Below are 15,237 nucleotides of genomic sequence, written 5' to 3'. Positions count from 1 at the left end.
GAAAACCTGAACACCTCTATGAGTCGTATTAAAGACGTGGATTTCGCCAAGGAAACCACCAATATGACCAAGAACCAAATGATGATGCAGGCCGGTAACACTGTGTTGGCTCAGACCAAGCAGATGCCGCAGTACGCGATCCAGCTGCTGGGTTAATCGGCTTCACCTCCGGGTGAACGGTAAACAGGAAACTGTGAACAGTTGTGCAGAGTGGCTCAAAAACTTGAGTCACTCTCAATTAGTCACTCATACTGAAAGCCGTTCACTACCCTTTTAAGTTCCCACCAAAAAAGACGACTCCTGTAGTGAAAGCAAATAAGGAGCAGTCACCATGCTATCCATTAACACCAACACTTCCGCTCTGATGGCTCAGAATAATCTGAACCAGACCCAGAACAGCCTGTCTGCCAGCATGGAGCGTCTCTCCACTGGTCTGCGTATCAACTCTGCCTCTGATGATGCTGCGGGTCTGCAGATCTCCAACCGGATGAAAACCCAGACCAATGGTATGGACGTGGCAATGCGTAATGCCAACGATGCCATCTCCATGGCCCAGACCGCAGAAGGTGCAATGGTAGAAACCACCAACATGCTGAACCGGATGCGTGACCTGTCCCTGCAGGCAGCTAACGGTTCAAACACTGCTGAAGACCGTGCAGCAATGCAGGAAGAAGTCACTCAGCTGATCAGCCAGATTGATGACACTGCTCGTCAGACCAACTTTGCGGGTATCAATCTGCTGGATGGCTCTGCTTCCAGCCTGAGCTTCCAGGTAGGGGCTGATGCGGGTGAAACCATCAGTTTTGGTATTGATTCTGCGTTTGCAAAAGATCTGGGAAATACTGTTGCTGCAAAAGATTCTGCTCTGACTAAAAACTCAGATGGAAAATATGACGTAGGTGATGATATTACTTTGAGAACAGCTGGTGTTGGTGTAACTGAAATTAAGTTCACTGTTCAGGGAGAAGCTGGATCGGATGTCACAGAAGAAGAACTGACAGATCAATTAAATGCCTTTATGAAAGAAAATGATCTAGAGCTTACAGCGGTTCAGAAGGAAGCTGGTGGTGTTGACTTTGTGGGTGAAACAGCAGCATTTGCTGGATTGGATGCAGGCTATACGCCTGCATCCAACGGTTCTGATGCTTTAGGTGGTGTGGCGAACATAAATGTTAGCACTGCTGAGGGTGCTCAAAAAGCAGCGCTAGTTTTGGATAGTGCTCTGGCAAAAGTCGACTCTGAGCGTGCTGATCTGGGTGCGGTTCAAAACCGTCTGGACTACACCGTAGCCAACCTGCAAAACACTCAGGAAAACCTGAACACCTCTATGAGTCGTATTAAAGATGTGGATTTCGCCAAAGAAACCACCAATATGACCAAGAACCAGATGATGATGCAGGCAGGTAATACTGTACTGGCTCAGACCAAGCAGATGCCGCAGTACGCGATTCAGCTACTGGGTTAATCGGCTTCGCCTTTGGGTGAACGACTTTCAGTATGAGTGCCGTTCACCCCCCCTCTTTAAGTTCCCACCAAAAAAGACGACTCCTGTAGTGAAAGCAATAAGGAGCAGTCACCATGCTGTCTATCAATACCAATACTTCCGCCCTGATGGCTCAGAATAATCTGAACCAGACCCAGAACAGTCTGTCTGCCAGCATGGAGCGTCTCTCCACTGGTCTGCGTATCAATTCTGCTTCTGATGATGCCGCCGGCCTGCAGATTTCCAACCGGATGAATACAGAAATCAAAGGCATGGACGTAGCAATGCGTAATGCCAATGATGCAATCTCCATGGCACAGACCGCTGAAGGTGCGATGGTCGAAACCACCAATATGCTGAACCGGATGCGTGATCTGTCTCTGCAGGCCGCTAACGGCTCCAACACCTCAGAAGATCGTCAGGCGATGCAAGAGGAGGTCAATCAGCTGATTTCCCAGATCAATGACACTGCAAGTCAGACAAACTTCGCGGGTATCAATCTTCTGAATGGCGATGCCTCCAGCTTGAGCTTCCAGGTTGGTTCAAATGCTGGAGAAACTATCAGTTTCGGTATTGGTAAGATGGATGCAGCATCCCTGAAAGGAGATGTAACAGATACGGTTCTTGGCAAGGATCTGCAAAGTGCTGTAGATAAAAATATTAAAATTGAAATTACTCATGCAACTGACACTTCGAAAAATTTGAGTATCGACTTTACTGATCCTGATACAGGTAATACGGGCACTGTTATCTCTGATCAAGACTTTGTTGATAAGATTAATAACGATACAAACTTCCAGAATGCAGGAATTTCAGCAAAGCTCAATGACAAGGATGAGGTTGTTCTTGTAGATAAAAATGGAAATATCGGAGACTACTCCAATATCAAAGTTTCCTCTGACACTACAACTGTCAAAAACTTTGACCCGGTTGTAGAAAAAAATGTTGCAGGTATTAGCTTGTCAAATCAGAGCAGTGCTCAAGAAGCTGTACAAATTCTTGATGGCGCTCTGGCCCAGGTCGATAAAGAACGCGCCAGCCTCGGTGCCGTTCAAAATCGCCTCGACTACACCGTAGCCAACCTGCAAAACACTCAGGAAAACCTGAGCACCTCCATGAGTCGTATTAAGGACGTGGATTTCGCCAAGGAAACCACCAATATGACCAAGAACCAGATGATGATGCAGGCCGGTAACACTGTGCTGGCTCAGACCAAGCAGATGCCGCAGTACGCGATTCAGCTGCTGGGTTAATCGGCTTCGCCTCTGGGTGAACAGTAAACAGTTGTACAGAGTGGCTCAAAAGACTTGAGTCACTCTCAGCCTGATACTCTCACTTCAAACCGTTCCCCACCCCTTTAAGTTCCCGCTAAAAAAGACGACTCCTGAAGTGAAAGCAATAAGGAGCAGTCACCATGCTGTCTATCAATACCAACACTTCCGCCCTGATGGCTCAGAATAATCTGAACCAGACCCAGAATAATCTGACCGCCAGCATGGAGCGTCTCTCCACTGGTCTGCGTATCAACTCTGCTTCTGACGACGCAGCCGGCCTGCAGATTTCCAACCGTATGAATACGGAAATCAAGGGCATGGACGTAGCAATGCGTAATGCTAATGATGCGATCTCCATGGCACAGACCGCTGAAGGTGCGATGGTGGAAACCACCAATATGCTCAACCGGATGCGTGACCTGTCTCTGCAGGCCGCTAACGGCTCCAACACTGCAGAAGATCGTCAGGCGATGCAGGATGAAGTGAATCAGCTGGTTTCCCAGATTAACGACACTGCCAGTCAAACTAACTTTGCCGGTATCAACCTGCTGGATGGCTCTGCGTCCAGCCTGAGCTTCCAGGTGGGTTCCAATGCTGGTGAAACTATCAGCTTCGGTATTGGTAATATGAGTGCGTCTGCTCTGAAAGGTACCGTCAAAGAGTCTAACTTGGGAGCCAGCTTACAAGCCAATAACAATGAAAAGGTCACTGTGACTGTGGTCAATGCGAGTGGTGATGACCTTGTCGTTGATGTTGAAGATGCTGATGGTGCAGGTGCCGGTACCACAAGTGATCAGGATATTGTTGATGCCATTAATGCTGATTCTGAGATGAAAAAGAATGGTGTCTCTGCTTATTTAAATGACTCCAATGAGATTGTACTGGCAGGCCCAAACCTTGATAACTACAGTAAAGCGACAGTGAAGTCTGGTGGTGGTACTGCAGCAGACAAAAACATCACTGATCAAGATAAGTATGTGGGTGATATTGATCTTTCTACCCAGGCTGGTGCGCAGCAAGCTGCTCAAATTCTCGATGGGGCTTTGGCTCAGGTTGACAAAGAACGTGCTAATCTCGGTGCTGTCCAAAACCGCCTCGATTACACCGTAGCCAACCTGCAAAACACTCAGGAAAACCTGAACACCTCTATGAGTCGTATTAAAGACGTGGATTTCGCCAAGGAAACCACCAATATGACCAAGAACCAGATGATGATGCAGGCCGGTAACACTGTACTGGCTCAGACCAAGCAGATGCCGCAGTACGCGATCCAGCTGCTCGGCTAAGCCTCGCTAGGTGAATGGTGAATGGTGAATTGTTGTGTGGAGTGGCTTGATAGATTTGAGTCAACCTCCGCACTGAAAGCCATTCACTATTCACAAACGATAGTTTTAATTTTCCTTCACACCAGACGACTCCTGTAGTGAATAAAAGACAGGAAAAGTCACCATGTTGTCTATCAACACCAATACATCATCTCTGATGGCTCAGAATAATCTGAACCAGACCCAGAACAGCCTGACCGCCAGCATGGAGCGTCTCTCCACTGGTCTGCGTATCAACTCTGCTTCTGACGATGCTGCCGGCCTGCAGATTTCCAACCGTATGAATACGGAAATCAAGGGCATGGACGTGGCAATGCGTAATGCTAATGATGCAATCTCCATGGCTCAGACCGCTGAAGGTGCGATGGTGGAAACCACCAATATGCTGAACCGGATGCGTGACTTGTCCTTGCAGGCGGCTAATGGCTCTAACACTGCAGAAGACCGCAAGGCGATGCAGGATGAAGTCAATCAATTGGTTTCCCAAATTAACGACACTGCTAGTCAGACCAATTTTGCTGGTATTAACCTTCTGAATGGTGATGCTTCTAGCCTGAGTTTTCAGGTCGGCTCTAATGCTGGTGAAACCATTAGTTTTGGTATTGGTAATATGAGCTCTTCGTCTCTTAAGGGAGATGTGACTTCTGCCAATCTTGATAGTAGTGCAATTCTTACTGCTGTTAATAAGAACCCTCTTCCAGCAACAGATAATGAGAAGGGGCTGGTTCTTACTCTTGAGAATAATGATACATCTAAAGCTGATACGGTTATCAAGGTAGATATTTCAGCAGCTGCCACAGACGGTACTACAGGCGACACGAATGCTGATGCGCTTGTAAAAGAAATTAATAAAAATAATGATTTGAAAGCCTTAGGCCTAGAGGCTGGAGTTGATGATTCAGGAAACATTGTACTAACAGGTGATAACTTAAAAGAATTTAAAGATATCTCTGTCGCTACTAGTGCTGTTGCTGCTGGTACATCACCGACTTCTGTTGCTACACAGCAAGATATTGCTATTTCGGCAACACCCAAGTCAGTTGCTGATATCAATCTTTCTACTCAGGCTGGTGCTCAGCAGGCGATCCAGATTCTGGATGGAGCTTTAGAACAGGTAGACAAGGAGCGAGCAAACTTGGGTGCCGTCCAAAACCGCCTCGACTACACTGTAGCCAACCTGCAAAACACACAGGAAAACCTGAACACCTCTATGAGTCGTATTAAAGACGTGGATTTCGCCAAGGAAACCACCAATATGACCAAGAACCAGATGATGATGCAGGCCGGTAACACTGTACTGGCTCAGACCAAGCAGATGCCGCAATACGCGATCCAGCTGCTGGGTTAATTATGGTCGTATTCACTCTTTGATAAAGGGTGAATGGTGGCTTGAGAAAGGGGAACGACATGAACGTGTTGTTCCCCGTTTTTTATGAACATTTATTTCATCCCCTTCTGTCGTCTTTCTCGCCTCAGCCCTTCAGCGTTATCTATCTGATAACTTGATACCTGTTGCCTGTTCCTGCTGGACTATACTGCTTCCCAAAGTATTGCCGCTCTCCTGACTCAAGCCCAAACTTCAAACCGTTCACCGTTCACCGTTCACCGTTCACCGTTCACCGTTCACCGTTCACCGTTCACCACTCTGTTTATGCCCCCAAAAACACTCAAATAAGAAAAATCTATTTTTAAGGCGAGACATATTTAATTTTTATGAGACAAAGACGACTCATTAAGTGTAAGAAAATGAGGAGTCAATCCAATGCTCTCTGTAAATACCAATACTTCCGCCCTGATGGCACAGAACAATCTGAGCCAGACTCAGAATAGCCTGACTGCCAGTATGGAGCGTCTCTCTACCGGCATGCGCATCAATTCAGCTTCTGACGATGCTGCGGGTCTGCAGATCTCCAATCGAATGAATACCCAGATCAAGGGTATGGATGTGGCGATGCGCAATGCCAATGATGCGATCTCCATGGCCCAGACTGCAGAAGGCGCGATGGTGGAAACCACCAATATGCTGAACCGGATGCGAGATCTCTCCCTTCAGGCTGCAAATGGCTCCAACACTGCCAAAGACCGCCAGGCAATGCAGGATGAAGTGACACAGCTGGTCTCCCAGATTGACGACACTGCCAAACAGACAAACTTTGCAGGCATCAAGCTGCTGGATGGCTCTGCTTCCGGCCTGAGTTTTCAGATCGGAGCCAAGGCCGGTGAAACCATCAGCTTCGGGATTGGCAGCATGAAGTCTGGCGATCTGAAGGGAAAGGTTGAAACTGCCAATCTCAAGGAAGTTGTCAAATCTGTTGTGGATAAAACAGCTGCATCCACGGGGGCAGGTCCGGCCACAATCGAGTTTGACTCAGATGGTGACGGTACCGCAGACAAGACCCTGAACTTTGCCAAAGGCACAACCAAAGATGAGGTCATCAAAACACTGAACAACCTGGATGGCGTGACGGTTGCGAAGGACAAAAATGGTGATGCTATTGCGATAGGAGATGGGTTGAATGGGGCCAAGTTTGTATCGGGCGGTACTGGTGTTACCGCAAAAACTGCAACGGGGGCGGAAAGCGAGAAGAGTATCAGCCAGGTTGATATCAACAGTCAGGCAGGCGCTCAGATTGCTACAAAGCTGCTGGACGGGGCACTTGGCAAGGTAGACAAGGAGCGTGCAAACCTCGGTGCGGTGCAGAACCGCCTTGACTATACGGTAGCCAATCTGCAGAACACTCAGGAAAACCTGACAACATCAGCCAAGCGTATTAAGGATGTGGATTTCGCCAAGGAAACTACCAATATGACCAAGAACCAGATGATGATGCAGGCAGGTCGAACTGTCCTGGCGCAAACCAAACAGATGCCACAGTATGCGATACAGCTGCTTGGCTAATGAGCGGTAACTGAGACCTCTGCTTTGCTTTCGTTTGGTGAATAGTGAAAGGTGATTGGTGAAGAGTTGTCCGGAGTGGCTTGACAGGTTCGAGTTACATTTCACACTCAAGCCATTCACCATTCACCATTCACCATTCACCATTCACCATTCACCATTCACCATTCACCATTCACCATTCACCATTCACCATTGACTGATTCCCTCCCCAAACCACACTTTTTTTGTCTAAAACGACCCGCTGAATATAAAATCAGGCAACTAAAACAATACTTACACAAAAACTTTGGATAATTTCCTTAAAAAAAAGATGACGGTTGTCGGTAAGCGCGGCAGGTTTCGGCGAAGATATTTGGGGTTATTTTTTATGCCGGTTGTAAATAGTGTGTCTGCTCCATTTGCCCAGGCGGGTACGACAGGGCAAATGTCCCAGTCTCAATTGGCCGGTAAATTGATGATCGACAGTGCTCGTCTGGCTGTTAGTGAAGCATTGAAAGATACACCTGAGCCCAAGCTGTCCGGGCGCCCGGTAACAGACAGCGGCAGTGAAGCCATGCGTCATATCAATGATGCCGCAGTGTTGGCGCAGATGGCTGAAAGTGCGATGGTCAAAACCCGTAATTTACTGAACCGACTGAAGCATTTGTCAAAGCAATCTGCCAGAGGTCTGTTAACAGAAGAGGAACGGGAAGGTCTTCAAAGTGAGGCGCAGCAGCTGGTCGCCGAGATTGATAAAACTGTTGAGGAAACCCGGTTTGAGGGGCTGAATGTACTCAAAGGTTCGGTTTCGGATTTGAGTTTTCAAACCGGGCCGGATGATGACAGCAAGATTACCATGAGTGTCGGAGATCTCAGTGCAGCGGCGCTGGGTGGTGACATTGCAATGGTTGACCTGTCAGAACAACTTGATGACAACATCGTAGAAATCACCGTATCGGGACCTGAGCAGCAGCCTCAGACGTTGGCATTTGATGGTTCCCTGCTGGATGAGCAGGTTATTGCCGAGCTTGAATTTGAGGACGATGTATTTATTGGTCGCAATAAAGATGGTCGGGTACTGTTGGTCGGTGATCCCGTCGAAAATCTGACATTTACTGCAGGCTCAAGTGTGAATGGTCAGGTGCAACCGATGTCTATTGTGGATATGGATATCTCTACACCTATCGGTGGTCATATAGCGGCCAGAATTCTGGATGATGCGTTGCTTCAGGTTGATGCTGAGCGGGCTAATCTGGCAGCGGTCCAGGCTCAACTGGAGTCAGTTCTGACCGGGCAACAGTTGGGAGAGGCCTGGCCGGTAGTATCGATCGGGCCGGATCAGGACATTCCCCTGTCCTGGGAAGCCGCTATTCGAACACGGAAGCTGATGCTCGAGCTGGATCAAATGCTTGAGGTCCAGGCAGAGCAGATGCCGGAACATGCTCCTGATCTGCTCGATTAATAGCCAGAGTTGGCGCAGGCAAGAGATTCAGCAAAATAAAATTTAACTTTTTCTGAATGTGAACGACTACTGACGCAGAAAACATTTCAGTTACTGCTGTTCAGAAGCCGGCGACCCCATTGTGATCGGTAGCAACAGCAGTGAACATGATACGAAGGAATGTCACTGATGCTGTCAACTCAAACCAACACATCAGCCATGCTGGCTCAGAATCAGCTGGCCAAGGCCCAGAATAATCTGACAACCAGCATGCAGCGTCTGACCACTGGGCTGCGTATTAATTCTGCTGCAGACGATGCGGCAGGCATGCAGGTTGCCAGTCGCATGACCACCGATATCGGTGCAATGGATGTGGCCATGCGCAATGCCAATGATGCTATCTCCATGGCCCAGACCGCAGAAGGTGCAATGGGTGAAACGACCGGTGTGCTGAACCGGATGCGTGACCTCTCTCTTCAGGCGGCTAACGATACCAACAACTCCCAGGATCGTTCGGCCCTGCAGGCGGAAATGGCTCACCTGACCGATCAGGTTGATACCATTTCCAGAACCGAATATGCCGGTATCCCGGTAATGAGCAAAGATCAGACACTGAGCTTCCAGGTAGGTGTGGATGCGGGTCAAACGATGAATATGTCGTTTACTGATTTGAGTGCTTCCGCACTCAAAGGTGATCTGAAAGGTGGGGAGTTCGAAGCTGGAAGTCTTGGTTCAGCGACTCATTTAAAACTATCTGCAGGGAACCCTGTAAAGCCGGTGACTGTTGACTTAAGTGGTGCAAGTACCAATCAGGAAGTCATTGATACGATCAATAATGATCCAAATATGAAGCGCCTGGGAATAAGTGCTGAGCTGAAAGGATCTCCGGTGAAGATGGAGCTGGTTGGTGTTGATATTGCAGCTACACCAGGCATGGAGCTGAATACCACAACGCCAGGTACGCAAACGGTTTCAGCCGATGCAGTTGAGAAATCTCTGGAGGAGATTGATATCAGTACCCGTGCCGGCGCAATGCAGGCAACCAAGGTGCTGGATGGTGCCTTGCCTCAGGTAGACAAGCAGCGTGCAGAGCTGGGTGCAGCCCAGAACCGTCTGGAGCACACAGTCAATAACCTGCAGAACACCCAGGAAAATCTGACGACGTCCAAAAGCCGGATTACCGATGCGGACTTCGCCAAGGAAACCACCGAAATGACCAAAAACCAGATGATGCTACAAGCAGGTAATACTGTTCTGGCCCAGGCCAAGCAAATGCCACAGTATGCTGCTCAGCTGCTGGGTTAAATCTGATTCGCCTTCGGGTGAATGAAAAACGGGGAATAGCATGAGGATGCTATTCCCCGTTTTTTTATATGAGGCGTTGTATTCTTAGCCCATCTTCTTTCAGAGCTTTCCTCCAGCTACATATCCAAATCCACTGGATACTTGTTTTCCCCTGAGTGTTACTAAACCCCTGCGCTGCTCTCATACTGAAAATCCGTTCACCGTTCACCGTTCACCGTTCACCGTTCACCGTTCACCGTTCACCGCTTTTTGTATGCGCCAAAAATTTTTATCCTTTTTCGCAGTAAAAATTTAATTTTTCGCTAAAATAGACGACTAATGTTTTGTATTTTGCTGTTTTAAGGTTCCTTGTGTGGTGCGGCTTTCAGCCATATTTCCGCTAAAGTTGGTACGCAAGTTGCACATATGTAAGAGTGGAAGAAATCGGTGGTTTTCAGGATTGAGCCGCTGAAAGTTTTAAAGGGAATGCAGTGCTTTTTACGTCTTTTTGCCTGCATTCCCGCTTTTGTTGAATACAGGGGTGCAGTGCTTTTTACGTCTTTTTGCCTGCATCCCTGCTTTTTCCGAAAGCAGGACAATTTTTTCCCGATACAGAGAACACATTCGCCAAAAAAACGGAGATAAACATGTTCCAATTTCTTTCGAGTAAAACGCTGGTGTCCGGAACTGACTCCGATTACGGTCGAATCGAGCCAGTGGCCCCTGCTGTGAGAATGGCTGCGATAAATGCAGAAAATGAGCGTGAAAATCACTCCTTAGCGGAAGGGGAAAAAAATTTCCCTGCGTTTGATGGGCTGCTGAAGAAGCTACAGCACCTGATGGACGAGATCGGTTTGTACTGTGAACCAAGCCGGATGCAGGGCCAGGTTATTATTGATCTGAAAGATTCTGAAGGACGTTTTATTCGTCGGATCAGCGCTGAGCAAGCTATGGATATGCTGAATGACTATGATGGAGGTTACCTTGCAGAAGCCTGAGTGGTTGCTGTTTGAATTTATGAATAACTATTCATAAATACCGCCTTGATTTTTGGCTGAAATCAAGGCGCGCGTCATCACTGAAAAGCAAGCGCTGTCGTACAAATTATGTTGTATTTGCTTGCGCCTATCTCCTGTTTTCCCCTTCTTTTTATCACCTTTTCGTGATCTGAATCGTTAGTTGTATACAGCGAATGGCACATTCATTGCTTTGTATGGGTGTAATCCGGCATTTTTGTACTGCTTCATGGCTGTTTTCTTTAATCCCATGACTGTAGCGGGAAAGAGCGGAAATTTAAGCAGGAAACGGAAGCTGTAGGCAGAAGTAGGGAGTCAGTTTATGTCGTCTGTTGGATTGGGTACCGGGCTGAATATTGACCAGATGGTTCAGGTCATGGTGCAGTCGGATTTACAGCCCAAGCAGAATCAGTTGCAGCGTAAAGAAAATGAAATTAATACCGAGCTGGCAGCCATCAGTCAGCTGGAAAAATCGCTCCAGACTTTTTTCGACGCGATAAAACCGCTGCAGGAGCCGGAAAAATTCGGCTCGATGAAAGTGAATTACGGTACTGATGCTGAAGATTATTTTTCGGTCACAACGGATGAAGGCGTAGTTCCCGGCACCTACAATCTGCAGGTTAACAAGCTGGCAACGGCTGAAAAACAAACCTTTGCAACGATCGCTCCTGCTCCGGGTTCAGATGATCCGCCCAAGGTGGCTTCCGGCACATATACCATTGAACAGAATGGTAAAAGTTTTGAGATTGAGCTGGATGAAGACACGCCTCTCGACAAGGTTGTTGAAAAAATCAATAACCATCCGGACAACACCGGGGTCAAGGCTAACCTGGTCAATGCCAAGGATGGTGCATACCTGTCCCTGACTTCCAGTAAAACCGGAGAAGATTACGGCTTTAACGTCAAGAAGGATGGAGCCGATCTGGCTCCGGCTAAAAAGGATGCGGCGCAGAATGCGGTGTTTTTTCTTGATGGTATTGAAATCACCAGCCCGGACAACAAGGTTGATGATGCCATTCCCGGCATGACTATCAATCTCAAGGATGTTGATACCAGCAAAGCCTACCGATTTACGATTGAAGCGGACACCGACAAGATGTCCAAATCAATCGAAGGCTTCGTCGAAGCCTACAATACGCTGATGAAAGATGTCGGTACGCTGACCAAGTCTGTTGTGGGTCAGACCCGTCCACCTCTTGCCGGCGACACCATGGTAACCAATCTGCAGCGTCAGCTCAGAACGGAAATGAGTACATTTACCAGTCCCCTGGGCAGCGCAGATTTAAAAAAGCTGACAGATCTTGGTATTACCACAGATATCAATGGTCAGTTAAAGCTTGATAAAGCCGATCTGAAGAAAGCGCTGGAAGACAATCCAGATGATGTCGCAGCGATTTTTACCGGTGAGAAAGGACTTTTCTCCGAAATGCAGGACGTGATGGACGTCTATCTCGGTAAAAGCTCCAGTGATGATTCAAGCGACAAATCTACTGACAGTTCCAAGGGATTGATCGAGAAACGTGTCGATTCCCTTAATGATGAATTGAAAGATATCAAAGATGACTGGAAAGGTCTGAATGATCGTCAGAAGCAGCTGGATAAACGATACCGGTCACAGCTGGTTCAGCTGGATCTGGCTGTTTCAAAGATGAACCAGACCATGCAATCAATGAATTCCCTGAATACTGTTCCTCGAACCTGATTTTGAGTAGTGCCCAATGAGAAACATGCAGGCTCTGAATGCCTATCAAAACAATAATGCGGCGACTCAGGCAGAAGTAGCCAGTCCTTATCGGCTGGTACAAATGTTGTTTGAAGCACTTCTGGATAACATTGCTCGCAGCCGTGGTGCAATGGAACGTAAGGACTATAGCCTCAAAGGGATTAGTCTTGGCAAATGCCTGGATATTCTGGCAGCACTGCGTACCGGTCTTGATCTGGATGACGGTGGTGAGGTTGCCGGTAATCTGGCCAGTCTTTATCAATACTGCAGTGAGCGGATTACCAAGGCCAATTTGACGAATGAACCGGAAATCCTGGATGAGGTTTCCGGTATTCTGGTTGAAATCAAGTCTGGCTGGGATCAGCTGGAGGCGTCCCTGCATGGCTGAACCGCAGTCGCAATCAGTGCAGTTAGCCCAGCAGCAACAAATGCTGTCCAAATGTTTGCTGGCTTTGCGACAGGCGCATAAGAACAACCGGTGGGATGTCCTGCCCGGCATTGATGATCGAATCAACCAATGCTTGGGTCAGTTGAAAATGAACACTGCCAGTGATCCGCTTCCCGCATCTCTACAAGCTTTGATCGATCAGCTGATGACTGAGTATCGTTCAGTGATAAACGACTGCAATCGTGAGCGTGAACAGCTGAAGCAGAAACTCGGCAGTATACGGCATGCACAACATGCCATGGCTGCATACAGGGACGGCATGCTGGCAGGAGGAAATCGCTGATGGCCAGCATGGGAAATCTTTTGCAGCTCTCCCCTTCAGCTGCAGATCACTCGGGTTCCAATGGATCTAATAATGGTCTGGTCCATACACAACTGAACAATACAGCCGAGGGCAAGCCTGCAGATTTCAATGTTGCGATGGCTGTTGCTAAAGATGCAGCTAAACAACAGTTTGATACTGTATTTCCGGAAACTGGAGGAAACCCTTTCTCACAGCTGGATCCGGAAGCGCTGGAACAGCTGAAAGTACAGTTTGAAAACTATTTGCAGTTGGCTGCTGAAGAAGAGAGTCATTCTGAGCTTTCAGAAGATGCAGAAACTGCAGGAATGGTCATTGCATCACTCATTAACCTGTGGACACAAGAACCCCATTCTCAGCAACCTGGCAGTCAGTCCGGAAGTGATGACAGTAATGGTTTGCCAACAACATTTCCTGCTGGCGTTATCCAATCGGTGAGTGCTCAGGTGGCCATGGAACAAGCTGTGCTTTCGGTCCCCAAGCTGGGACCCGCCATTGAGGCTGCATTGGTTGGAGCTCGTGAGGGTATGAGCATCAATGCTGCCATGCAGGCTACTGAGCAGCGAACTCAGCAAAATATGCTGCAGGCAGGTATTTATCCCTCAGGAACGATGATGCCGGCTGAGAGTGCCGATGACATATTGCTGGCGCCGGGTCTGGATGCCGAAGATTTGTCTCTTGAGGAACGACTCACTACCCGTGAACCTGGTGAATCCAGAAATGCCCTACCGGCACTGGATCGAAGGGAACAAAAAGACGAGGTCTTCTCCCGAATGCTGGCTGGAGCAACAGCCTCCCGCCCGGTGACATCGGATTACCTGAATTTGCAGCTGACCAAAATGGCAGCAGCTTCTGATCTGTCAGCACCATCACATGCAGTCTCTTCCGGTGCGACACAGTCCGTTTCTTCCGCATCACCTGCCCAATTGAACAGTGCCCTGTCACCTGCACCGCAAGTACAGCAGTCAGTTATTCCAACACCTCAGTCGTTTGCCATGAATGGTGATATGGCACGCTGGAGTGAAGCGATGGGTGAGCGCTTGGTAATGATGGCCAGCAAAGGCCAGCAGGAAGCCAAAATTAGGCTGGATCCGCCGGAGCTGGGCAGACTGGGTATCAAGGTATCACTGAACGGTGATGAGTTAAGTGTGAGGTTTCATACCACGGTGATGCCGGTCCGGGACATCATTGAATCACGCTTTGACCAGCTGCGGACTTCGCTCGGAGAGCAGGGTCTGAATCTGGTGAATGTTGATGTCGAAACCGGACAGCAGGGTGGTGATGCCCAGCAACATCAGGATGAGTATTTTGCTGGCGGTGCTGTGAAAAAGCCCGGTAGCTATGGTGCAGGAGAAGACCTGTCCATGGATGGTGAAGCAACAAGTGAGGCGACACTGTCAGGCCATATGTCGTCGTTGAACTCAGTGAATATGCTGGATGCTTTTGTTTGAGAAAACAGCCATGAGCTTGAAAATCAGCCATGAGCGTGGAAAGCAGCCTGATTCAACGTACTGAAAAGAGCTATTAAAGGGTGATGTCACATCCTCAGGGAAATAAAAAATGGTGACCCCGCTAATGGCAAGCAGAGAGTGAACAATGAAACAGATTCATACGATCCAGGGGAAAATCCAGGGAAAGGCTCGGTCAGCTGTCATGGCCGTCATGCTGGTACTCAGTGTTCCGCTTCTTGGCGGTTGTGACTGGCTGGGAATGGGAGCCGATGATACAGCGGATGCTGTGATGGAGCCCATGTACTACGAAATGGCACCCATTGTCGTCAACCTGGGAGCCAGTGGCAGTACCCGTTATCTCAAGGTAACGCCGGTACTGGTTACCGGTGATCCCAACCTGTATGAACAGTTTGAGAAGAAAACGCCGCTGATTCGTAATGCCGTGATCAGCATGCTGCGTAATGAAACTGCCGAAACCCTGCTGGCTGATGGCGGTTTTGAAATGATACGACGTAAAACCGTTGAAGAGCTGCGTGAAGTATTGCTGAGAGATACCGGGCTTCAGGCACTCGGTGATGTCCTGTTTACCGAGTTTGTTGTGCAGTAGCCCTGA

General features: G+C 48.3%; 14 protein-coding genes. All 14 read left to right on the top strand.

Features of this window, described 5'->3' with window-relative positions; translation table 11 throughout:
- The first annotated feature begins 6 nt into the window (after nt 1-6).
- Entirely contained in the window at nt 7-156 is a 150-nt protein-coding gene (locus ACYZZ0_RS08505; RefSeq protein WP_461536185.1) for a flagellin, read from the top strand.
- 175 nt (nt 157-331) lie between these two features.
- A complete protein-coding gene (locus ACYZZ0_RS08500) occupies nt 332-1,465 on the top strand; it encodes a flagellin (RefSeq protein WP_461536173.1) in 1,134 nt (377 codons plus the stop codon).
- 113 nt (nt 1,466-1,578) lie between these two features.
- Nucleotides 1,579-2,736 carry a flagellin gene (locus ACYZZ0_RS08495; RefSeq protein WP_461536172.1) on the top strand — a complete coding sequence of 386 codons (1,158 nt, stop codon included), beginning with the start codon at nt 1,579-1,581 and terminating at the stop codon, nt 2,734-2,736.
- Nucleotides 2,737-2,897: 161 nt separating this feature from the next.
- Nucleotides 2,898-4,043 (top strand): flagellin N-terminal helical domain-containing protein, encoded by a 1,146-nt coding sequence (locus ACYZZ0_RS08490; protein ID WP_461536171.1) that lies wholly within the window; start codon nt 2,898-2,900, stop codon nt 4,041-4,043.
- A 163-nt stretch (nt 4,044-4,206) separates the two neighbouring features.
- A complete protein-coding gene (locus ACYZZ0_RS08485; protein WP_461536170.1) occupies nt 4,207-5,430 on the top strand; it encodes a flagellin in 1,224 nt (407 codons plus the stop codon).
- 414 nt (nt 5,431-5,844) lie between these two features.
- Entirely contained in the window at nt 5,845-6,981 is a 1,137-nt protein-coding gene (locus ACYZZ0_RS08480) for a flagellin (RefSeq protein WP_461536169.1), read from the top strand.
- Between the two features lie 367 nt (nt 6,982-7,348).
- On the top strand, nt 7,349-8,422 hold the full coding sequence (locus ACYZZ0_RS08475; RefSeq protein WP_461536168.1) for a flagellin N-terminal helical domain-containing protein: 1,074 nt from the start codon (nt 7,349-7,351) through the stop codon (nt 8,420-8,422).
- A 168-nt stretch (nt 8,423-8,590) separates the two neighbouring features.
- Nucleotides 8,591-9,706: a flagellin N-terminal helical domain-containing protein gene (locus tag ACYZZ0_RS08470; protein ID WP_461536167.1), complete on the top strand. Its 1,116-nt coding sequence runs from the start codon at nt 8,591-8,593 to the stop codon at nt 9,704-9,706.
- A gap of 542 nt (nt 9,707-10,248) precedes the next feature.
- Nucleotides 10,249-10,683 (top strand): hypothetical protein, encoded by a 435-nt coding sequence (locus ACYZZ0_RS08465; protein WP_461536166.1) that lies wholly within the window; start codon nt 10,249-10,251, stop codon nt 10,681-10,683.
- 340 nt (nt 10,684-11,023) lie between these two features.
- The gene (gene fliD / locus ACYZZ0_RS08460; protein WP_461536165.1) at nt 11,024-12,403 is read left to right on the top strand and encodes a flagellar filament capping protein FliD; all 1,380 of its coding nucleotides are present in this window, start codon (nt 11,024-11,026) and stop codon (nt 12,401-12,403) included.
- Between the two features lie 16 nt (nt 12,404-12,419).
- Nucleotides 12,420-12,812 carry a flagellar export chaperone FliS gene (fliS, locus tag ACYZZ0_RS08455; protein ID WP_461536164.1) on the top strand — a complete coding sequence of 131 codons (393 nt, stop codon included), beginning with the start codon at nt 12,420-12,422 and terminating at the stop codon, nt 12,810-12,812.
- Nucleotides 12,805-13,155 carry a flagellar protein FliT gene (locus ACYZZ0_RS08450; protein ID WP_461536163.1) on the top strand — a complete coding sequence of 117 codons (351 nt, stop codon included), beginning with the start codon at nt 12,805-12,807 and terminating at the stop codon, nt 13,153-13,155. Before fliS ends, ACYZZ0_RS08450 begins: the two co-directional genes overlap by 8 nt.
- Entirely contained in the window at nt 13,155-14,624 is a 1,470-nt protein-coding gene (locus ACYZZ0_RS08445) for a flagellar hook-length control protein FliK (protein WP_461536162.1), read from the top strand. Before ACYZZ0_RS08450 ends, ACYZZ0_RS08445 begins: the two co-directional genes overlap by 1 nt.
- Nucleotides 14,625-14,769: 145 nt before the next feature.
- Nucleotides 14,770-15,231, top strand: a complete 462-nt coding sequence (locus tag ACYZZ0_RS08440) for a flagellar basal body-associated FliL family protein (RefSeq protein ID WP_461536161.1) — start codon at nt 14,770-14,772, stop codon at nt 15,229-15,231.
- Nucleotides 15,232-15,237: the final 6 nt, after the last annotated feature.

Origin of the sequence: Spongorhabdus nitratireducens, from assembly GCA_947387575.1 — a bacterium.
In the GTDB taxonomy this organism is placed as follows: domain Bacteria; phylum Pseudomonadota; class Gammaproteobacteria; order Pseudomonadales; family Endozoicomonadaceae; genus CANDOC01.
Note: the sequence above shows the minus strand (reverse complement) of the source record. Positions and strands in the feature narration are given on the sequence as shown.